Source organism: Cellulomonas sp. P2_B4 (assembly GCF_056404795.1).
This window is the reverse complement of the sequence record NZ_JBFUDI010000001.1, coordinates 22097-41524: the sequence shown is the minus strand read 5'-3', so window position 1 is coordinate 41524 and position 19428 is coordinate 22097. Positions and strand designations below refer to the sequence as shown.

General features: G+C 72.4%; 20 protein-coding genes. 14 read left to right on the top strand and 6 right to left on the bottom strand.

Translation table 11 applies throughout. The features are described from left to right. Nucleotides 1-58 precede the first annotated feature (58 nt). Nucleotides 59-1099, top strand: coding sequence for a tRNA (adenosine(37)-N6)-threonylcarbamoyltransferase complex transferase subunit TsaD (gene tsaD / locus AC1DZC_RS00185; protein WP_477041852.1), 1041 nt, complete (start codon nt 59-61; stop codon nt 1097-1099). On the opposite strand, the gene AC1DZC_RS00180 is transcribed toward tsaD, so the two are convergent. Beyond that, complete coding sequence (locus AC1DZC_RS00180) at nt 1096-2244, bottom strand: glutamate--cysteine ligase (RefSeq protein WP_477041851.1); 1149 nt, start codon at nt 2242-2244, stop codon at nt 1096-1098. The two genes, tsaD and AC1DZC_RS00180, sit on opposite strands and share 4 nt — an antisense overlap. Beyond that, nucleotides 2244-3434, bottom strand: a complete 1191-nt coding sequence (locus AC1DZC_RS00175; protein WP_477040241.1) for a class I SAM-dependent methyltransferase — start codon at nt 3432-3434, stop codon at nt 2244-2246. The genes AC1DZC_RS00180 and AC1DZC_RS00175 overlap by 1 nt, the downstream gene beginning before the upstream one ends. A 206-nt stretch (nt 3435-3640) precedes the next feature. On the opposite strand from AC1DZC_RS00175, the gene groES reads away from it, so the two are divergent. Further along, the gene (groES, locus tag AC1DZC_RS00170) at nt 3641-3937 is read left to right on the top strand and encodes a co-chaperone GroES (protein ID WP_477040242.1); all 297 of its coding nucleotides are present in this window, start codon (nt 3641-3643) and stop codon (nt 3935-3937) included. 130 nt (nt 3938-4067) lie between these two features. Here the strand turns inward: groES and AC1DZC_RS00165 are convergent, their stop codons facing one another. Next, nucleotides 4068-4364 (bottom strand): WhiB family transcriptional regulator, encoded by a 297-nt coding sequence (locus AC1DZC_RS00165; protein ID WP_477040243.1) that lies wholly within the window; start codon nt 4362-4364, stop codon nt 4068-4070. A 255-nt stretch (nt 4365-4619) separates the two neighbouring features. Here AC1DZC_RS00165 and AC1DZC_RS00160 point away from each other — a divergent pair, with 255 nt between their 5' ends. From AC1DZC_RS00160 to AC1DZC_RS00145, 4 genes are all read left to right on the top strand, one after another. Further along, complete coding sequence (locus AC1DZC_RS00160; RefSeq protein ID WP_477041850.1) at nt 4620-5549, top strand: MerR family transcriptional regulator; 930 nt, start codon at nt 4620-4622, stop codon at nt 5547-5549. Nucleotides 5550-5733: 184 nt separating this feature from the next. Then, nucleotides 5734-6462, top strand: coding sequence for a response regulator transcription factor (locus AC1DZC_RS00155; protein ID WP_477040245.1), 729 nt, complete (start codon nt 5734-5736; stop codon nt 6460-6462). A gap of 42 nt (nt 6463-6504) precedes the next feature. After that, complete coding sequence (gene guaB / locus AC1DZC_RS00150) at nt 6505-8016, top strand: IMP dehydrogenase (protein ID WP_477041849.1); 1512 nt, start codon at nt 6505-6507, stop codon at nt 8014-8016. 5 nt (nt 8017-8021) lie between these two features. Further along, nucleotides 8022-8759, top strand: a complete 738-nt coding sequence (locus AC1DZC_RS00145; protein ID WP_477041848.1) for a class I SAM-dependent methyltransferase — start codon at nt 8022-8024, stop codon at nt 8757-8759. Nucleotides 8760-8774: 15 nt separating this feature from the next. Here the strand turns inward: AC1DZC_RS00145 and AC1DZC_RS00140 are convergent, their stop codons facing one another. Continuing rightward, nucleotides 8775-9248, bottom strand: coding sequence for a DUF2000 domain-containing protein (locus AC1DZC_RS00140; RefSeq protein ID WP_477041847.1), 474 nt, complete (start codon nt 9246-9248; stop codon nt 8775-8777). A 103-nt stretch (nt 9249-9351) separates the two neighbouring features. Between AC1DZC_RS00140 and AC1DZC_RS00135 the strand changes: the two genes are divergently transcribed. Beyond that, a complete protein-coding gene (locus AC1DZC_RS00135) occupies nt 9352-9822 on the top strand; it encodes an Lrp/AsnC family transcriptional regulator (protein WP_477040249.1) in 471 nt (156 codons plus the stop codon). A gap of 18 nt (nt 9823-9840) precedes the next feature. Here the strand turns inward: AC1DZC_RS00135 and AC1DZC_RS00130 are convergent, their stop codons facing one another. Together AC1DZC_RS00130 and AC1DZC_RS00125 are read right to left on the bottom strand one after the other, a co-directional pair. Then, nucleotides 9841-11415: a helix-turn-helix domain-containing protein gene (locus AC1DZC_RS00130; RefSeq protein WP_477040250.1), complete on the bottom strand. Its 1575-nt coding sequence runs from the start codon at nt 11413-11415 to the stop codon at nt 9841-9843. Between the two features lie 110 nt (nt 11416-11525). Further along, nucleotides 11526-12245 (bottom strand): exonuclease domain-containing protein, encoded by a 720-nt coding sequence (locus tag AC1DZC_RS00125; protein ID WP_477041846.1) that lies wholly within the window; start codon nt 12243-12245, stop codon nt 11526-11528. A gap of 107 nt (nt 12246-12352) precedes the next feature. Here AC1DZC_RS00125 and AC1DZC_RS00120 point away from each other — a divergent pair, with 107 nt between their 5' ends. The 7 genes from AC1DZC_RS00120 to ptsP all read left to right on the top strand — a co-directional run bounded on the left by AC1DZC_RS00120 (nt 12353) and on the right by ptsP (nt 19397). Beyond that, complete coding sequence (locus tag AC1DZC_RS00120) at nt 12353-13477, top strand: GuaB3 family IMP dehydrogenase-related protein (RefSeq protein ID WP_477041845.1); 1125 nt, start codon at nt 12353-12355, stop codon at nt 13475-13477. A gap of 213 nt (nt 13478-13690) precedes the next feature. Then, nucleotides 13691-14452: a DeoR/GlpR family DNA-binding transcription regulator gene (locus tag AC1DZC_RS00115; protein ID WP_477041844.1), complete on the top strand. Its 762-nt coding sequence runs from the start codon at nt 13691-13693 to the stop codon at nt 14450-14452. Further along, nucleotides 14449-15396, top strand: a complete 948-nt coding sequence (gene pfkB, locus AC1DZC_RS00110) for a 1-phosphofructokinase (RefSeq protein ID WP_477041843.1) — start codon at nt 14449-14451, stop codon at nt 15394-15396. Before AC1DZC_RS00115 ends, pfkB begins: the two co-directional genes overlap by 4 nt. A 1-nt stretch (nt 15397) precedes the next feature. Beyond that, nucleotides 15398-15853, top strand: coding sequence for a PTS sugar transporter subunit IIA (locus tag AC1DZC_RS00105; RefSeq protein ID WP_477040255.1), 456 nt, complete (start codon nt 15398-15400; stop codon nt 15851-15853). After that, nucleotides 15850-17382 (top strand): PTS fructose transporter subunit IIC, encoded by a 1533-nt coding sequence (locus AC1DZC_RS00100; protein WP_477040256.1) that lies wholly within the window; start codon nt 15850-15852, stop codon nt 17380-17382. The genes AC1DZC_RS00105 and AC1DZC_RS00100 overlap by 4 nt, the downstream gene beginning before the upstream one ends. Nucleotides 17383-17412: 30 nt before the next feature. Then, complete coding sequence (locus AC1DZC_RS00095; RefSeq protein ID WP_477040257.1) at nt 17413-17691, top strand: HPr family phosphocarrier protein; 279 nt, start codon at nt 17413-17415, stop codon at nt 17689-17691. A 23-nt stretch (nt 17692-17714) separates the two neighbouring features. Then, complete coding sequence (gene ptsP / locus AC1DZC_RS00090; RefSeq protein ID WP_477042122.1) at nt 17715-19397, top strand: phosphoenolpyruvate--protein phosphotransferase; 1683 nt, start codon at nt 17715-17717, stop codon at nt 19395-19397. Nucleotides 19398-19428 lie beyond the last annotated feature (31 nt).

Here is a 19428-nt window from a genome sequence, read left to right as displayed (position 1 = left end):
TGTTCCGGGCGACGGGGTGAGGCGCGTCACGTCGTCGGCCCCACCTAAACTAGGCCGCATGGCTGACCCCCTCGTGCTCGGGATCGAGACGTCCTGCGACGAGACCGGCGTCGCCCTCGTCCGTGGCCTCGACCTCCTCGTCGACTCCGTCGCCAGCTCGGTGGACGAGCACGCGCGGTTCGGCGGGATCATCCCGGAGATCGCCTCGCGGGCCCACCTGGAGGCCATGGTCCCGACGATAGAGCGCGCTCTGGCCACGGCCGACGTGTCGCTCGGCGAGGTGGACGCCATCGCGGTGACTGCCGGCCCGGGACTCGTCGGACCCCTGACCGTCGGGGCGTCAGCCGCCAAGGCGCTGGCTCTCGCGCTGGACAAGCCGCTCTACGGGGTCAACCACGTCATCGGGCACGCCGTGGTCGACGAGCTCGTCGACGGCGCGTTCCCGGACCGGGTGATGGCGCTGGTGGTCTCGGGTGGCCACTCCAGCCTGCTGCTCATCGACGACACCGTGAACGTCACCGAGCTCGGCTCGACGCTCGACGACGCCGCAGGGGAGGCCTTCGACAAGGTCGGCCGGCTGCTGGGCCTGCCCTACCCGGGCGGTCCGCACATCGACCGGCTGGCGCGGGAGGGCGACCCCACCGCGATTCGGTTCCCGCGCGGGCTCACGGCGCCCAAGGACCAGGCCGCCCATGCGGCGGACTTCTCGTTCTCGGGTCTGAAGACCGCCGTCGCCCGCTGGGTCGAGGCCCGCCAGGACGCCGGCGAGGACATCCCGCTCAACGACGTCGCGGCCTCGTTCGCGGAGGCCGTGGCCGACGTGCTCACGGCCAAGACGATCGCGGCCGCGAAGAAGCACGGCATCGACACCCTCGTGATCGGCGGCGGGTTCTCGGCGAACTCGCAGCTGCGCGACATGGCGGCCAAGCGGTGCGCCGAGGCGGGCATCGTGCTGCGCATCCCGCCCATCCGGTACTGCACCGACAACGGCGCGATGATCGCCGCCCTCGGGTCAGCCGTCGTGCGCCGCGGCCTGCCGCCGTCGCCGCTGGACCTGCCGGTCGACTCGTCGATGCCGCTCACGCAGGTGCTCGTCTAGAGCGGACGTCCGGCCTTCAGCTCGGCGACCAGCGAGCGGACCACCGCGTCGAGCTCGCCGGCGTGACGCCGGGCGACCGCGCGCTGCCGCTGGTAGGACGCGCCGCGGCGCAGGATGACGCGCACCTGCTCGAGCTCGGCCTCGCAGCCGAGGCGTGCGGCCACCGGCGCCAGCTCGACCAGCCACCGGCCGATCGCGTCCGTGACCAGCTCCTCGTCGCCGGCCGCGTTCGTGATGATGATCGCGTCCATGCCGTAGCGCGCCGAGCGCCACTTGTTCTCCTGCGCGAACCACGGCGGCAGGGTCGGCAGCGTGTCGCCGCGGTCGAGCAGCGTGGAGAAGTGCTCGACGAAGCAGTGCGTCAGCGCCGAGATCGCCCCGACCTCGAGGAGGTTGGAGGCTCCGTCGGCGATCCGCATCTCGAGGGTCCCGAACCGCGGCGAGGGCCGGACGTCCCAGCGGACCTCGTCGAACTGGTCGATCACGCCCGTGTGCATCATGTCGCCGATGTACTGCTCGAGCTGCGCCCAGTCGTCGAACCCGAACGGCAGGCCCGCGGTGGGCAGCTGTTGGAAGAGCAGCGCGCGGTTCGAGGCGTACCCGGTGTCCTTGCCGCCCCAGAACGGCGACGACGCCGACAGCGACTGGATGTGCGCGAACACCGTGAGCATCGCGCGGGAGATCGGGAGCACCTTGGCGCGGTCCTCGACGCCCACGTGCACGTGCACGCCGTAGATGAGCATCTGCCGGCCCCACCACTGCGTCCGGTCGATGAGGGTGGCGTAGCGCTGCTTGTCGGTGACGCGCTGCTGGGACCACTGTGCGAACGGGTGGGTCCCGCTGCCCATGAGCTCGATCCGCAGCGGCTGCGCGGCCTCGCCGACGATGTCGAGGGCGCGCTGCAGGTCGGCGACGGCCTCGGCCACGACCGTGCACTTCCCCGACCGCAGCTCGACGGTGTTGAGCAGCAGCTCCTGCGTGATCAGCGGGTGCTCGCCGCCGTCGGCGGGACGGACGGCGGCCAGGATCGTCTCGGCCGCCTGGCGCAGGTCGCCGGAGTCGGCGTCGACGAGTGCGACCTCCCACTCGATCCCGACGGTGGACCGTTCGGAGTGCGCGAACGGCAGCGTGACGGGCGCGGCCATCAGGCGGCCTCGACCACGAGCACCTGCTGGCTGCCCGCGACGCGCGTCAGGACGATGGTCGCGAAGGCGCTGCCGCGCAGGTCGAGCTGGCGTCGCAGCTGCTCCGGCACGACGGCGGTGCCGCGCTTCTTGATCGTCAGCCTCCCGACGTCCCGCTCCCGCAGGTACGTCTTGAGCCGCTTGAGCCCGAACGGCATGGTGTCGAGCACGCGGTAGGCCGTCGCGGTCGGCACGGGCGTCAGGACGTCGGAGGTCACGTAGGCGATCGTGGGGTCCACCAGCCGCCCGCGCACCTGGTCGGCCAGCTCGCCCACCAGTCCCGCCCGGATCACCGCGCCGTCGGGCTCGTAGAGGTACGCGCCGACCTCACCGGACGGCGGCCGGTAGATGCCGTCCGGGTTGCTCGCCAGGATCGTGTGCGCCTGCCCGTCGCGGAGCACCAGCGCGGACCGTCCCGGCCCCTCGGGCGCCAGCGGACCGAACCACAGCCCGAGCTCGACGACGTCGCCGTCCACGGACACCCACTGCGCGTGCGCGTCCATCGGCAGGGCGGAGTGGGGGATGCCCGGTCCGAGCTTGAGCCCGAGCGCGGGCACCCTCTCGCGCAGCTCGAGCACCCTGTCCAACGCCGGCTCGTAGGCCGAGGGGTCGAACACCCGGCTTCCCGACGAGGTCCGGCGGGCCGGGTCGGCGTACACGCCGTCGACACCCTCGCCCTCGAGGTCCAGCGCGAGACCGTCCCCGTGGCGCACCTCGGCGTCGGGGAAGTGCCGCAGGTTCACGGTCGCGATCGCCGCGGTCGCCTCGTCCACGTCCGTGGCCAGCACCCGCAGCCCGATGCCGGCGAAGGCCATCGCGTCCGCGCCGATCCCGCACGTGAGGTCCGCGACGCGCGTGCTGCCGGCGTCCCGGTACCGCCGGGCGTGGTGCGCGGCGACGTTCAGGCGGGTGGCCTGCTCCAGCCCGGCGACCGTGAACAGCATCCCGCCGGCGAAGTCGCCGAACTTGGTCGTCGCCTTGGCCCGCAGGCGCGACTGCGTCAGCGCCGCCGCGACGAGCACGGGGTCGAGGCCCTCCTCCTTGAGGCGGGTCGAGAGCGCCATCGTGCGGGACTCGTCGTAGGGCGGCAACGCCGACAGCAGAGCCCAGCCGGTGGGGCTGAGGAGCTGGGAGAGGCCCTCGGAGTCCATGCCGCCGATCCTTGCACGGCGGGACTGTTCGCTGTCGGCAGTTGGCACTCGCCTTGACCGAGTGCTAACGCCTTCCTAGAGTGAGGAGCTGGCACTCTCCCCGTGAGTGTGCCAACGGCGCTCCTGGCCCCGGCACCCGCGACGACGGTGGCCCGACAGCGCTCTTCGGACTCACGAACTACTCACATGCGAAGGGGAGGTCCGCTGTGTCGGTCTCCATCAAGCCCCTCGAGGACCGGATCGTCGTCAAGACGCTCGAGGCAGAGACGACGACCGCTTCCGGTCTCGTCATCCCGGACAGCGCCAAGGAGAAGCCCCAGGAGGGCGAGGTCCTGGCGGTCGGCCCCGGCCGTGTCGACGACAACGGCAACCGGGTCCCGCTCGACGTCGCCGTCGGCGACAAGGTGATCTACTCCAAGTACGGCGGTACCGAGGTCAAGTACGCGGGCGAGGAGCTCCTCATCCTCTCGGCCCGCGACATCCTGGCCGTCGTGGTCAAGTGATCTGACGCACCTCGTAGCACGGCCCCCTCGGTCCTCGGACCGAGGGGGCCGTTCTCGTTGCCGGCCCGGACACGCGAGACCCCTCCGCGATCGCCGTTGATCGCCGGAGGGGTCTCGTGGACGTCAGGTCTCAGCCGACGCGCGTCCTGCGGCTGCGCTGAGCGAGGACGGCGGTGCGCTCGTCCTCCGACAGCCCGCCCCACACGCCGTAGGGCTCGCGCACCGTGAGCGACTGCTCGCGGCACTCCTTGATGACGGGGCAGGTGGCGCAGATGGCCTTGGCGGCCTCGGCGCGGCGGCGTCGCGCAGATCCACGCTCGCCCTCAGGGTGGAAGAACAGGTCCTGGTCTGCGTCACGGCACGCGCCCTCGAACTGCCACTCCCACAGATCCATCACAGGTCCGGGGAGTCGGGAGATCTCGGCCATGGTTTCCTCCTCAGTCGCTCCATCACAGGCCGCGGATCGGCGGCTGTGCCGGAAGTTCGTGATGTACGGGTTGCCGTGGGGTGTGCCCCACGGGATGACGCGTTGGGGAGGACGTTACAACCGCTTCAAGAGTTGTTCAAGACCGGTTCGGCCCGCCATTCGATGAAGCGATTGGCCGCGTTACCGCAGGTAGTCGATCCGTGTCCAGAGGTTCCCCCGGACGAACTTCGCGGCTCGGACTGGCACAATCGCGCCATGGTCATGTCTGGTGACGACGAGCCGCAGGCTGCCCACGCGCCCGCGCTCGCCGTCGCGGCCGTGGCCCGGCGCCTGGGCGTCGCACCTGCCACCCTGCGCACCTGGGACCGTCGCTACGGGCTCGGCCCGTCCGAGCACTCGGCCGGCGCGCACCGGCGGTACTCGTCGACGGACGTCGAGCGGCTGCTCGTCATGCGGCGCCTGACGCTCGACGGCGTCGCCCCCGCGGAGTCGGCCCGGATCGCGCTGGCCACCGACGTCGCCGCGCCCGCGGAGGTGCGCCCGCCGACCGAGCGGACGCCGACGGCCGTCGTCGACGCGGCGCTCGCCGGCGACCTGGCCGCCTGCGCACGGGTCCTGGCCCTCTCGCCCGACGCCGACGTCCTGGCGTGGTGGAATGTCCTGGTCGAGCCCGCGCTCGACGCGCTCGCCCGCCGGACGGTCGTGGACCCCCCGGGCGTCGACGCGACCGCGACCGTGCACGCCGCCGCCCTCGCCGCCCTCCGCGACCGCACCGCCCCGTTCGAGGGGGCGCGCCGGCCGGTCGTGCTGGTGCTCGTCGTGCCGCGCGAACCGCGTCCGCTCGTCGCCCACGCCGTGGCCGGCGCCCTCGCGTCGCACGGCGTCGACGCGCGGATCGTCGGCGGACCCGGTGGCGTCCACCACGCGTTCGAGCTCGTCGCGATGACCCGCACGCGCGCCGTCGTCACGATCGGCGAGGGGCACCAGGTGGACCTCGAGGTCGTCGAGCGGATAGCCGAGCAGCACGCCGAGCTGCCGCAGTTCGTCATGGTGCCCGACCGGGCCTCCGCGTCCGTCCCGCTGGGGCGGTCGGTGCACCGCGCACACTCCTTCACGGGGCTGGTGCACGAGGTCCTGGCCGTCACGAGCCGTCCCAGCGAGGGTGTCGCGACCCCCGACCTGTAGGTCCCCCGGGGGTGTGATCAGCCATTTCACCCGCTCTATCGGGTGAGACATTCTGCGCTTGCGACGCATCGTCGGACGATTGCCCGCGCCGTGGTCCGCGTCGGTTGCCGGGAGAACTAACGTCACTCGTCCGGGCGACCGATACACGACAGGTGCCCCGCGTGGGGCCCGAGAGGGGATCAACATGGCAGGAGTCGTGGTGTGTCACGGCTCGGCAGTCGTGCGCGAGCGGCTGGTAGTGACATCGATCGGTGTGCCGGCGCTCGGACCTGTGCGTGCGGCCGCCACCGTCGACGAGCTGCTGAGCCTCGCGCGTCGGATGCCGCCGACCGTCGTGCTCCTGGACGCCCACCTGGGTGCGCCGGGTGCGATCGAGGCGATCCGCCGTCTGCGCGCCGTCGCCCCCTCCGCCGCGATCGTGCTCCTCGCCGTCCCGGACGACACCGTGGCGCTCGACCGGGCGCTCGCGCTCGGCGCCCGCGGGTTCCTCGCACCGGACGTCGGCCGCGCCGAGCTGTCCGCCGTCGCCGCCCACGTGCTCGCCAGCCCCGCGCTGCCGGTCCCGTCCGGCGCCCGGACCTCGACCGTCGACGTGCCCAGCCAGGCCAGCTTCGCGCAGCGCTCCGGCTCCGGTGAGGGACGCGTCTCGTCGGCCGTCCCCACGGACGCGGCAAACGCAGCACCGGTCGCCGGCCCGACCTCGGGTGCGATCGCCGGTGTGCCGCTGACCAAGCGCGAGATCGAGGTGCTGGTCGGCATGAGCAACGGACGCTCCAACGCCCAGATCGGTGCCGAGCTCTACCTCTCCGAGGACACGGTCAAGACCCACGCGCGTCGCCTGTTCCGCAAGCTGGGCGCGAACGACCGCGCTCAGGCGGTCGCGATCGGCCTGCGCCGGGGTCTCATCCAGTAACGCGGGATCCGGCACGCGCTCGCGCGCGCGTATCCTGAGCCAATGACGGAGCCAACGCCAGCCGACCCGTTCGCCCGGATCGGGCTGACCTACGACGACGTGCTCCTCCTCCCGGGGGAGACCGACGTGATCCCGAGCGAGGTGAACACCACCTCGCGCCTCACGCGGGAGATCTCCGTGCGCGTGCCGCTGCTGTCGGCCGCCATGGACACCGTCACCGAGTCGCGCATGGCGATCGCCATGGCGCGCCAGGGTGGCATCGGGATCCTGCACCGCAACCTGTCGATCGAGGACCAGGCGCACCAGGTCGACCTGGTCAAGCGCTCGGAGTCCGGCATGATCACGGACCCGGTGACGGTCTCGCCCGAGGCGACGCTGGCCGAGCTGGACGCCCTGTGCGGCACCTACCGCGTGTCCGGCCTCCCGGTGGTCGCGCCGGACGGGCTGCTCCTGGGCATCATCACCAACCGTGACCTGCGGTTCGTCCCGCCGGGCGAGTTCGAGAAGCTCCGCGTGCGCGAGATCATGACGGCGATGCCGCTGGTCACGGCCCCGGTCGGCATCGCGCGCGACGACGCTGCCGCGCTGCTCGCCAAGCACAAGATCGAGAAGCTCCCGCTGGTCGACGACTCGGGCATCCTGCGCGGCCTGATCACCGTCAAGGACTTCGTGAAGTCCGAGCAGTACCCCGACGCGACGAAGGACGGGGAGGGCCGGCTCGTCGTCGGTGCCGCCGTCGGGTTCTTCGGCGACGCGTGGGACCGCGTGACGGCGCTGGTCGAGGCCGGGGTGGACGTGCTCGTCGTCGACACGGCCAACGGCCACGCCCGCCTGATGCTCGACATGGTCCGCCGCATCAAGGGCGACCCCGGCACCAGGCACGTGCAGGTCATCGGCGGCAACATCGCGACCCGTGAGGGTGCCCAGGCGCTCGTCGACGCGGGTGTCGACGCCGTCAAGGTCGGCGTCGGTCCGGGCTCCATCTGCACCACGCGCGTCGTCGCCGGCGTCGGCGTCCCGCAGATCACCGCGATCTACGACGCGTCGCTGGCCGCCAAGCCCGCCGGCGTCCCGGTCATCGGCGACGGCGGCCTGCAGTACTCCGGTGACATCGCCAAGGCCCTCGTCGCCGGCGCGGACACCGTGATGCTCGGCGGTCTGCTGGCCGGCTGCGACGAGTCGCCCGGCGACCTCGTCTTCGTCAACGGCAAGCAGTTCAAGCGCTACCGCGGCATGGCGTCGCTGGGGGCCATGCAGTCGCGCGGCGACCGTCGCTCGTACTCCAAGGACCGCTATTTCCAGGGCGACCTGTCCGACGACGAGATCATCACCGAGGGCATCGAGGGCCAGGTCCCGTACCGCGGCCCGCTCGCGGCCGTCGCGCACCAGCTGATCGGTGGCCTGCACCAGTCGATGTTCTACGTCGGCGCTCGTACCGTCCCCGAGCTGCAGACCCGCGGCAAGTTCATCCGGATCACGCCGGCGGGGCTCAAGGAGTCGCACCCGCACGACGTCCAGATGGTCTCCGAGGCGCCGAACTACTCCGGCCGCTGACCTCGTTGGATCCCGCGGACTTCTACACGGGCCTGGTCGCGGAGCTCTACTCGCCGCTGCGGTCGTACTCGCCGTCGCCGCAGTCCTACGTCGCGTTCGTCGCCTCGAGCGGTGAGCCCGGACTGGAGCTCGGCTGCGGCGACGGCGACCCCTTGCTCGCGCTGCGCGCCCTCGGGCTGGACGTCGACGGCGTCGACTCGTCGGCGGACATGTTGGACCGGCTGCGCTCGCGCGCGGCCGGCCTCGACGTGTCGGTGTTCCAGCAGCGGTTCGAGGAACTCGACCTGCCTCGGCGGTACCGGTCGATCTTCCTGGCCGGTGCGACGTTCAACCTCCTGCCGTCCGACGAGGCCGCCCTCGCCGCGCTCACGGGCATCCGTGCCCACCTCCTGCCCGAAGGCACCGCGGCGATCCCGCTGTGGATCCCGCCGCCCTCCGGCCGGGTCGGAGAGCTCCGCTCGGAGGTCGAACCGGACGGCGCCGTCATCCGGGTCTCGCTGCTCGACGAGGACCTCGACCCCGTCGCCCGGACGCGGCGCACGACGCTGCGCTACGAGCGCGTCCGGGACGGCGTCACGGAGACGGCCGACCGCGAGTGGCTGCTGCACTGGCACACGATCGACGGCTTCTCCCGACTCGCGTCGACCGCGGGCCTGCTGGTGGAGGCCATCCGCGACGACGACGGTCGTCCCGCCGGCCGGGACGCGGACTCGTTCACGTTCCTCCTGCGCCCCGCGGCCTGACGTTCCTGCGCGTCCTCAGGCCAGCAGGGGGAGCTTGCGCACCAGCCGGTCGACCTGGTTGCGCGGGCCGACGATGCTGACGGCGATGTAGGTCGGCTCGTCGGCGCCCGCGATCCGCTCGAGGTACTCGTCGTACACGCGGATGGTCTGGGCGACGGCGGGCATGTCAGCGACGAACATGTCGGGGGAGGCCGCGGCACCGGCGCGGATCGCGCCCAGCTGCTCGGCGGGCGCCGCCAGGATCGTGCAGCCGACCCACGGGATGCCGGGGTGGTCGACACCGGACAGGTCGCGGGCCGCCGGGCCGAGCAGGCCGTCCACGCCCGCGGTCGTCGCCGCAGCCACGCACACGGCGGCGTTCGCCGCGCGCCCGGCCGGCAGGTCCTGGTCCACGACGACGACCCACTTCAACCGCGCGGCGCGGGTGGACTCGCCCAGCGCGATCTCCTCCGGCGCGAACCCGATCCGGTCCGTCACATCGACCGACATGTGTGCCTCCTGCTTCGCATTCGTCCGTACTGATACCAGAATGCTAAGCAGACGTGCGGGTCGACTCCAAGCGTTCCGTACGACGTACGGCTAGCATGGGCGCATGGCCGATCTCGACGAACTTGATACGGCGATCCTGCGCGAGCTGCAGGTGGATGCACGGCGGACCAACCGCGACATCGCCGCCGCGGTGGGGGTCTCGCCGACCACGGCGCTCGACCGCACGCGGTCCCTGCGCGAGCGCGGGGTGATCCGTGGCGCGGTGCTCGACGTCGACCTCGCGCAGATCGGTCGCCCGGTGCAGGCGATGATCGCGCTGCGCATCCGGCCGCCGACGCGGCAGAACATCGAGCGGTTCCGCACCTGGGCCGCAGCGCTGCCCGAGGTGGTCGGCGTGTTCGTCACCAGCGGCACCGAGGACTTCGTGCTGCACGTCGCGGTCGCCGACAACGACCGGCTGTACGCGTTCGTCATCGACCGGCTCACGGAACGGCCGGAGATCGCCGACGTGCGGACGTCGATCGTCTTCGAGCACCTGCGCAGCGCGCGGATCGAGCCGGTCACCCGTCGGTAGGGGCGACCGGCTTCGACCTCAATCGCGGAACGTCTCGATACGGGCGCCCAGCTGGACCAGGCGGTCCTGGAGCTGCTCGTAGCCGCGGGCGATGATGTCGACGTCGCGCAGCACGGACGTGCCCTTGGCGGCGAGCATGGCGAGCAGGATGACGACGGCCGGCCGGAGCGCCGGCGGGCAGGACACCTCGGCGCCCGACCAGTGCGTCGGGCCGCTGACCTGGAGGCGGTGCGCGTCGAGCAGGCGGACGTCGGCGCCCAGGCGGGTCAGGTCGGTCAGGTGGATGGCCCGGCCCTCGTAGACCCAGTCGTGGATCAGCGTGGTGCCCGTCGCGCAGGCCGCGATCGCCGCGAAGAACGGCAGGTTGTCGATGTTCAGGCCCGGGAACGGCATCGGGTGGATCTTGTCGATCGGTGCCCGCAGGTCGCTCGGGTACACCGTCACGTCGACGAGCCGGGTGCGGCCGTTCTGGGCGGCGTACTCGTCCGACAGCGAGAAGCGCAGGCCCATCTCGGCCAGCGTGGCCAGCTCGATCTCCATGAACTCGATCGGCACGCGCCCCACGGTGATCTCCGACGAGGTCACGATGCCCGCGGTGAGCAGGCTCATGGCCTCGACCGGGTCCTCGGAGACGGCGTACTCGACCTCGGCGTCGATCTCGGCCAGGCCGTGTACGCGCAGCGTCGTGGTGCCGATGCCGTCGATCCGGACGCCGAGGAGCTCCAGGTAGAAGCACAGGTCCTGGACCATGTAGTTCGGGCTCGCGTTGCGGATCGTCGTGATGCCCGTGCGGCGGGCCGCGGCCATGATGACGTTCTCGGTGACGGTGTCGCCGCGCTCGGTCAGGACGACCGACAGGTCCGTGCGCTCGGACCGCTCGACCAGCGCGTGGTAGTCGCCGGCGGTCGCCGTGACCTCCAGGCCGAACGGCCGCAGCCCGATCAGGTGCGGCTCCACGGTGCGGGTGCCCAGGTCGCAGCCGCCCGCGTAGGGCAGGCGGAACTCGTCCTGCTGACCCAGCAGCGGGCCGAGGAACATGATGATCGATCGGGTGCGACGGGCGGCGTCGACGTCGATCTTCTCGAGCTGCAGGCGGTCGGGGACGACGATCTCCAGGTCGCGGCCGTCGGTCGACCAGACGGCCTTCACGCCGACGGAGCGCAGCACCTCGACGATGCGGTCGACCTCGACGATCCGGGCGACGTTGCGCAGGCGGGTGGTGCCGCGGTTGAGCAGCGACGCGCACAGCAGGGCGACGGCGCCGTTCTTGCTGGTGTTGACGTCGATCCGGCCGCTGAGGGTCTGGCCGCCCTGCACGCGCAGGTGGGTGCGCTGCGGGCCGCCGAGCGTCACGATGGGGGAGTCGAGCGCGGCGCCGATGCGGGTGAGCATCTCGAGGCTGACGTTCTGCGCACCCTGCTCGATGCGGTGGATGGCCGACTGGCTGGTGCCCAGACGCTCCGCGAGCTGCGCCTGCGTGAGGCCCTGGTGCTGCCGTGCCGAGCGGACCAGCGAGCCGACGTGGGCCAGCGGGTCGGTGGCGATCGGGAACGAACCCGTGGTGAGCGGAACCGGGGTACTGGTGGTCGTCATGGGGAAGACGCTAACTCATGGATGAGATATTGCCACCCCGGATCGGGGTGTCGAACGGGCCCATAGAGGCGAATCTCACCCGGCGCAACTCAACCGCGATATGACCTACCTCACCAGAGCGTGCCGACTGGCTTCCGTGCAGGCCAGACGTCCGATACCTGCGGGCCGTCGAGGCCCTGCTCCAGACGCCAGGCGTTCAGACCCTCGGCCCAGGCCTGGTGCGCGGTCGACTGGTACTCGTGCAGCGTGTCCAGATCGAGCGATGCGAGGTGCGGGAAGCGCCCCACGATGCGCTCGAGCACGTCCAGCGTCGCGACGACGTCGACGTCGGCCGTGTGCAGGGCCCCGGACTCGACGACCTCGTAGTACCCGCACAGGTCGACGAGCTTGCGCTTGCCGCGGCGCTCCTGGTCCTCCGCCCGGTCGAGCACGAGCGGGTCGATCACCGGGCGGGCCTCGTTGTAGAGCCGGTCCGGCAGGGTCTTGAGCCTGTGCCGACGCAGCTCGGCGTCGAGCAGGCAGAGGTCGAACGTCGCGTTGTAGGCCACGACCGGGACGCCGTCCCGGAACGCCTGCGCCAGCTCGGTCGCGATCTCCTCGAGCGCCTCTTTCGGCTTGCTGCCGTGCCTGCGCGCGTGGTCGGTGGAGATTCCGTGGATCGCCGTGGCGGCCTCGGGGATGTCGATGCCCGGGTTGATCAGCCAGCTGCGGATCTGGGTGCCGGTCTCGTCGCGACGGACCAGTGCGGCGGTGACGATGCGGTCGTTGTCGACGTCGATGCCCGTGGTCTCCGTGTCGAAGCCCAGCAGCGGCCCGTCCGTCCAGCTCATCGTCGTGGTGCCCTTCGTTCGAATACCGCCAGAGTGCCACCCAGGTCTGACACGACCCCGCAGGACACCCCGCGTGGCGCGGGTCGGGGCCCCGGTAGCCTTGCCCGGTGAGCAACGACATCGAGATCGGACGCGGCAAGCGCGGGCGCCGCGCGTACTCCTTCGACGACGTCGCCGTCGTCCCGTCGCGCCGTACGCGTGACCCGGAGGAGGTCTCGGTCGGCTGGCAGATCGACGCCTACCACTTCGACCTCCCCGTCGTCGCCGCCCCGATGGACTCGGTGATGAGCCCGGCGACGGCGGTTGCGCTCGGCCAGGCCGGCGGCCTCGGCGTGCTGGACCTCGAGGGGCTGTGGACGCGGTACGAGGACCCGACGCCCCTGCTCGAGGAGATCGCGACGTTCGACTCCGCCGGCGCGACCGCCCGCATGCAGGAGATCTACGCCGCCCCGATCCAGCCCGAGCTGATCACGGCCCGCCTCAAGGAGGTGCGCGCCGCCGGGGTCACGGTGGCCGGGGCGCTCAGCCCGCAGCGCACCAACGAGTTCTGGCGCACGGTCGTCGACGCCGGCGTGGACCTGTTCGTCATCCGCGGCACCACGGTCTCGGCCGAGCACGTGTCGGGTCGCGCCGAGCCGCTCAACCTCAAGCGCTTCATCTACGAGCTCGACGTCCCGGTGATCGTCGGCGGCGCGTCCACCTACACGGCGGCCCTGCACCTCATGCGGACCGGTGCGGCGGGCGTCCTGGTCGGCTTCGGCGGCGGTGCCGCGCACACCACGCGCCTCTCGCTCGGTATCCACGCCCCCATGGCGTCGGCCGTCGCCGACGTCGCGGCGGCCCGGCGGGACTACCTCGACGAGTCGGGCGGACGCTACGTGCACGTCATCGCCGACGGTGGCGTGGGCCGCTCCGGCGACCTGGTCAAGGCCGTCGCGTGCGGTGCGGACGCGGTCATGCTGGGCGCGGCGCTGGCCCGTGCGATCGAGGCTCCGGGCCGCGGCTGGCACTGGGGTCCCGAGGCGCACCACCTCGAGCTGCCGCGCGGCGAGCGGGTCGAGGTCGGCACCGCCGGGACGCTCGAGCAGATCCTGTTCGGCCCCGGCCACACGGCCGACGGCACCCTCAACCTCATCGGAGCGCTGCGCCGTGCGATGGCCACGACCGGCTATTCCGACCTCAAGGAGTTCCAGCGCGTCGAGGTCGTCGTGAGCCCGTACCAGCCGCACTGATCCCCTCCCGGCGATGTCCGAGCGTGCCCGAAACGGGCGCACTCGGGCATCGCTTTGCGTCCGGCGACCACTGGACGCGCGTGCAAATGCCCATATCAACGCCCGTTTACCGCCGAATGTGCCCGAATTGCTTGACATGCCTGTGTTCTGAGGAGCACCCTGGAGCCACTGGACGCCGACGACAGGGTCGGCGCAGCGGACGACGGAGTCGACGTGTACGCACCGGAGCGGCACCAGCAGATCCTCGCCACGGCGCGCGCCGAGGGCCGGGTCGACGTGAACAGGCTCGCCGAGGCCCTCGAGGTCACGGCAGAGACGGTCCGCCGCGACCTCACGATCCTCGAGCGGCACGGCCTGGTCCGTCGGGTCCACGGCGGGGCGATCCCCGTGGAGCGGCTCGGGTTCGAACCGGGCGTCGCCGACCGCGAGGGCAAGTTCGCAGGGGAGAAGGAGCGGATCGCGAAGGCGGCGCTCGACGAGCTCCCCGACGGCGGAGCGGTGATCTTCGACGCCGGGACGACGACGGTCCGGCTGGCCGAGCTGCTGCCGACGGACCGCGAGCTGACCGTCGTCACGCACGCGCTGCCCGTGGCCATGATCCTCGCCACCCGCCCGGGCATCACCCTGCACCTCGTCGGCGGAACCGTCCGCGGACGGACCCTGGCCGCGGTCGGGTCCTGGGCCGAGCGGGAGCTCGCCGACATCCACGCCGACGTCGCTTTCATCGGCACCAACGGCCTGAGCGTCGAGCACGGGCTCACCACGCCGGACCTCGCGGAGGCCGCGGTCAAGCGGGCGCTCGTCGCCAATGCGCGCCGCACGGTCGTCCTCACGGACCACTCGAAGATCGGCCGGGTCGAGTTCGCGCACGTCGTGCCCCTGAGCGCGATCGACACCGTCATCACCGACAGCGGCGCCGAGCCCGAGCTCGTCGACGAGATCGAGGCCGCCGGCCCGCGGGTGGTGACGGCGTGATCGTCACGGTGACGCCCAACCCGAGCCTCGACCGCGCGCTCGAGCTCGACCGCCTCGAGGTGGGCGAGGTCAACCGCGCCGACCGCTCGCACGTCCACCCGGGCGGCAAGGGCATCAACGTCTCCCGCGTGCTCGTCCGCAACGGCGTCGCGTCCCTCGCGGTGCTCCCCACCGGCGGGCCCGACGGCCGGCGCCTGGTCGAGCTTCTCGACGAGCAGGGCGTCACCTCCGTCGCGGTCCCGGTGCACGGCGACACGCGCACCAACCTGACGCTCGTCGAGGCCGGCGGAGCGACGACGAAGGTCAACGCCCCCGGTCCGCGGCTCACGGCCGCCGAGGTCGACGCGCTGCTCGCGGCCGTCGAGCAGCAGCTCGCGCACCGGCCGCTCGTGCTCGTGGGAGCGGGCAGCCTCCCGCTGGGCGCGTCCGAGACGTTCTTCGTCCGGCTGGCCGACCTGGCCGCCCGCCACGGCGTCCCGTTCGCTCTGGACACCTCCGGAGGTCCGCTGTCCGAGGCCGTCCGCGCCGGCGGGCTCGCCGTGGTCAAGCCGAACGACGAGGAGCTCGCCGACCTCGTCGGTCGCGAGCTGGTGACCGTCGGCGACGTGGTGGACGCCTCCCACGAGGTCCTGGCCGCCGGCAACCGTGCGGTCCTGGTCAGCCTCGGCGCGCACGGCGCGATCCTGGTCGACGCCGACGAGGTCTGGTGGGCCGGCGGCCCGCCCATCGTCCCGGTATCCACCGTCGGCGCGGGCGACTCGACCCTCGCCGGGTACCTCTGCGCGGACGGGTCCGGCGGCGACCGCCTCCGCACCGCGGTCGCGTTCGGCCGAGCCGCCGTCCTGCTGCCCGGCACCGCAGTCCCCGACCCCCTCGACATCGACACGGGCGCCGTCCGGGTCGTGCAGAACCCCGATCCCCGACTCGCCCTCAAGGAGATGTGACGTGAGCACACCACTGATCACCCCGGAACTCGTCGCCGTCGACCTCGTCGCCACCGACCGTGACGACGCGACCCGTCAGCTGATCGACCTGCTCTACGCGGCGGGCCGCGTCACCGACGCCGACGGCTTCCACGCCGACGTGCGGGCCCGCGAGGCGCAGATGGCGACCGGGATGCCGGGCGGGATCGGTCTTCCGCACGCGCGGTCCGCCCACGTCACCGCGCCCAGCCTGGCGGTCGGCAAGGTCGCCGCCGGCGTCGACTTCGGGGCTCCCGACGGGCCCGCCACCCTCATCTTCCTGATCGCCGCCCCGGACTCCGGCGACAGCGACCATCTGCAGATCCTCGCGGCGCTCGCCCGCCGCCTGGTCCACGAGTCCTTCCGCACGTCGCTCAAGGACGCCGGCGATGCAGCAACCGTCGCCGACATCGTCACCCGAGAGGTTGTCCCGTCATGAAGCTCGTCGCCGTCTCGTCCTGCCCCACGGGCATCGCCCATACGTACATGGCCGCCGAGGCCCTCGAGCAGGCCGGCAAGGCCGCCGGGCACGAGGTCCACGTCGAGACCCAGGGCGCCGCAGGGTCCACCCCGCTCGACCCTGCGATCATCGCCGCGGCGGACGGCGTCATCTACGCCGCCGACCTCGAGGTCAAGGACAAGGGCCGGTTCGCGGGCAAGCCGTTCATCGACGTGGGCGTGAAGAAGGCCGTGCACGACGCACCCGGCGTCATCGCGGCGGCGGTCGCGGCCGTCGAGGCGGGCGTTCCGGCGGGTACGCCGGCGGCGCCCACCGGTCCGGTGACGAAGGTCGACCGCAACGCGGGCGTGGGCACCAGGATCCGCCAGTGGCTCATGACCGGCGTCTCCTACATGATCCCGTTCGTCGCGGCGGGAGGGATCCTCATCGCCCTGGGATTCATGGTCGCCCAGTTCGCCGGCGGCAGCGACGGCGTCGTCGCCGTGACCAGCATCCCGGTGACGCACCTGCTGAACGACTTCGCCGTCACCAACGGCATGGACTGGGCGGCGCTGCTGTTCCAGACGGGCGCGGTCGCGTTCGGGTTCCTCGTGCCGATCCTGTCCGGGTTCATCGCGTACGCGATCGCCGACCGGCCCGGCCTCGTGCCCGGCATCGTCGGCGGCGCGATCTCGGTGGTCGTCGGCGCCGGCTTCCTCGGTGGCCTGGTCACCGGCTTCCTGGCCGGCTTCCTGGCCCTGTGGATCAGCCGCTGGAAGGTGCCGAAGGGCGTACGCGGCGTCATGCCGGTCGTGGTGATCCCGCTGCTGTCCACGTTCGCCGTCGGGCTCGTGATGTTCCTGATCATCGGGCAGCCGATCGCGAGCCTGATGGACGGACTGAGCAGCTGGCTGAACGGCCTGTCCGGGTCCAACCTCGTCCTGCTCGGCGCGCTGCTCGGCGCGATGATGGGCTTCGACCTGGGCGGCCCGATCAACAAGGTCGCGTACACCTTCGCCGTGACCGGCCTGGCCACCGAGGGCCTGGCGACGGACGCCGTCCAGTACCGGATCATGGCCACGGTCATGGCGGCCGGCATGGTCGCCCCGCTCGCCATGGCTCTGGCCACGGTCGTCCGCAAGAAGCTGTTCACGCACGCCGAGCGGGAGAACGGCAAGGCCGCCTGGCTCCTCGGGCTGTCGTTCATCTCCGAGGGCGCGATCCCGTTCGCGGCCGCCGACCCGTGGCGCGTGATCGTCTCGTCCCTCGTCGGCTCGAGCGCCACCGGTGCCCTCGTCATGGCGATGGGGTCCGGGCAGCGCGCACCGCACGGTGGCATCTGGGTCCTGCCGCTCATCTCGAACCCGGCCGGGTTCCTCCTGGCCGTCGTCGTCGGCACCGTGATCTCCGCCGGTCTGGTCATCGCGCTCAAGAGCGCGCGGACCAACGAGTTCGTCCTGGCCGAGCAGGCGGCGGACGCCGAAGCCGAAGCCGCCGACGCCCAGTCGCTCGTCGCGACCGCAGCCTGACCGTCGAACCTCTCGATCGGAGAAGATCCCATGTCCCAGCGCACCGTCGTCGTCGCGTCCCGCGTCGGCCTGCACGCCCGTCCCGCGATGCTCTTCACGCAGGCCGTCGCCGAGACCGGACTGCCCGTGACCATCGCCCGCCCGGGCGGGGAGCCGGTCGACGCCGGCAGCATCCTGTTCGTGATGTCGCTCGGCGTGCCGGGCGGCGAGGAGGTCACCCTCACGGCCGAGGGCGAGGGGGCCGACGCCGCGCTCGACGGGCTGGTCGACCTGCTGGCCACGGACCTGGACGCGCAGGAGGCGTCGTGAGCGCGCCGACGCTCGGTCACGTGATGCAGGGCGTCGGCGTCGGTCGCCGCGCCGTCGTCGGACCCGTCGCCCAGGTCCGACCCGCGCCGCACGTCGACCCGGACGCGCCTCTGCTGGTCGACGGCGTGCCCGCCGACCTCGCGACCGCGCACGCCGTCGTCGAGTCCGCGTTCGGCGACGTCGCCGCCGGTCTGCGCGAGCAGTCGGCCCGGTCCGCCGGCACCGTGAAGGACGTGCTCGCGGCCACGGCCCAGATGGCCGACGACCGCGCGCTGCGGAACCAGGTGCTGGCGCGGATCGACGCCGGCGAGCCCGTGGTGAGCGCGATCGACGGCGTGGTGGCGACGTTCGCGGCCATGTTCGAGCAGGCCGGCGGATACCTCGCCGAGCGGGTCACGGACCTGCGCTCGGTGCGCGACCGGGTCGTGGCCCGCTCGCTCGGCCTCCCCGCACCGGGGGTCCCTGCGCTCGACCGGCCGTCGATCGTCGTCGCGCAGGACCTGGCGCCGGCCGACACGGCCGCGCTCGACCTGGCGAACGTGCTGGCGATCGTCACCGAGCTCGGCGGCCCGACGGGCCACACGGCGATCATCGCCGGGCAGCTCGGGCTGCCGTGCATCGTCCGCGTGAGCGGTGCGACGTCGATCGAGGACGGCACGGTCGTCGCCGTCGACGCCGCCGCCGGCACGGTGACCACCGACCCCGACGACGCCCAGCGCGCCGAGCTGGTCCGGCGGGCTGCCGTCGAGACCGCGCTCGAGTCCGACACCGGCCCCGGCGGAACCTCCGACGGCCGGCCGGTCGCTCTGCTCGCCAACATCGGCACCGCGCAGGACGCGGCCCGCGTCGCCGGCGGCGCCGTCGAGGGCGTCGGCCTGTTCCGCACCGAGGTCCTGTTCCTCGAGCGGGCGTTGGCGCCGACGCTGGCCGAGCAGACCGAGGTGTACGCGCAGACCCTGACGTCCTTCGGCAGCCGCAAGGTCGTGGTGCGCACGCTCGACGCGGGCGCGGACAAGCCCCTCGCCTTCGCGACGCAGCCCGACGAGGAGAACCCTGCCCTCGGCGTGCGCGGCTACCGGCTGGTCCGGACGCATCCCGAGCTGCTGGACACCCAGCTGCGGGCGCTCGCGCAGGCTCAGGCTCAGACGGGCACGACCCCCTGGGTCATGGCGCCGATGATCGCCACCGCGCAGGAAGCCCGTGCGTTCGCCGCCCGGGCGCGGGCCGCGGGCGTCGCCACCGTCGGCGTGATGATCGAGGTGCCCGCCGCCGCCCTGCGCGCACGGGAGATCCTCGCCGAGGTCGACTTCGTCTCGCTGGGTACCAACGACCTGGCGCAGTACACGATGGCGACCGACCGGTTACGGGGCGAGCTGGCCGACCTGCTCGATCCGTGGCAGCCCGCGGTGCTGGACCTCGTGGAGGCCACGGCACGGGCGGGCGCCGAGGCGCGCAAGCCCGTGGGGGTGTGCGGGGAGTCCGCCTCGGACCCCGTCCTCGCTCTCGTGCTCGTCGGGCTCGGGGTGACCAGCCTGTCGATGTCGGCGGGCGCGGTCCCGGCCGTCCGGTACGCGCTGCGGCACCACTCGACCTCGGAGTGCGCGACGATGGCGGCCTGCGCGCTGGCGGCCCCGTCGGCGACCGAGAGCAGGGCGGCCGTCGTCGAGCTGCTCCACCCGGACGTGCGCGAGACGCTCGGCGTGTAGTCCGGGTTCCTCAGGAGCCGCGCGTACTCTC

Coding starts and splice junctions, on each gene's coding strand:
- AC1DZC_RS00130 (WP_477040250.1), bottom strand. CDS start 11,415: ATGACGACCACCAGTACCCCGGTTCCGCTCACCACGGGTTCGTTCCCG.
- AC1DZC_RS00095 (WP_477040257.1), top strand. CDS start 17,413: ATGTCCCAGCGCACCGTCGTCGTCGCGTCCCGCGTCGGCCTGCACGCC.
- guaB (WP_477041849.1), top strand. CDS start 6,505: ATGACGGAGCCAACGCCAGCCGACCCGTTCGCCCGGATCGGGCTGACC.
- tsaD (WP_477041852.1), top strand. CDS start 59: ATGGCTGACCCCCTCGTGCTCGGGATCGAGACGTCCTGCGACGAGACC.
- AC1DZC_RS00165 (WP_477040243.1), bottom strand. CDS start 4,364: ATGGCCGAGATCTCCCGACTCCCCGGACCTGTGATGGATCTGTGGGAG.
- AC1DZC_RS00140 (WP_477041847.1), bottom strand. CDS start 9,248: ATGTCGGTCGATGTGACGGACCGGATCGGGTTCGCGCCGGAGGAGATC.
- AC1DZC_RS00125 (WP_477041846.1), bottom strand. CDS start 12,245: ATGAGCTGGACGGACGGGCCGCTGCTGGGCTTCGACACGGAGACCACG.
- AC1DZC_RS00160 (WP_477041850.1), top strand. CDS start 4,620: ATGGTCATGTCTGGTGACGACGAGCCGCAGGCTGCCCACGCGCCCGCG.
- AC1DZC_RS00100 (WP_477040256.1), top strand. CDS start 15,850: ATGAAGCTCGTCGCCGTCTCGTCCTGCCCCACGGGCATCGCCCATACG.
- AC1DZC_RS00135 (WP_477040249.1), top strand. CDS start 9,352: ATGGCCGATCTCGACGAACTTGATACGGCGATCCTGCGCGAGCTGCAG.
- AC1DZC_RS00155 (WP_477040245.1), top strand. CDS start 5,734: ATGGCAGGAGTCGTGGTGTGTCACGGCTCGGCAGTCGTGCGCGAGCGG.
- AC1DZC_RS00175 (WP_477040241.1), bottom strand. CDS start 3,434: ATGGACTCCGAGGGCCTCTCCCAGCTCCTCAGCCCCACCGGCTGGGCT.
- ptsP (WP_477042122.1), top strand. CDS start 17,715: ATGCAGGGCGTCGGCGTCGGTCGCCGCGCCGTCGTCGGACCCGTCGCC.
- AC1DZC_RS00180 (WP_477041851.1), bottom strand. CDS start 2,244: ATGGCCGCGCCCGTCACGCTGCCGTTCGCGCACTCCGAACGGTCCACC.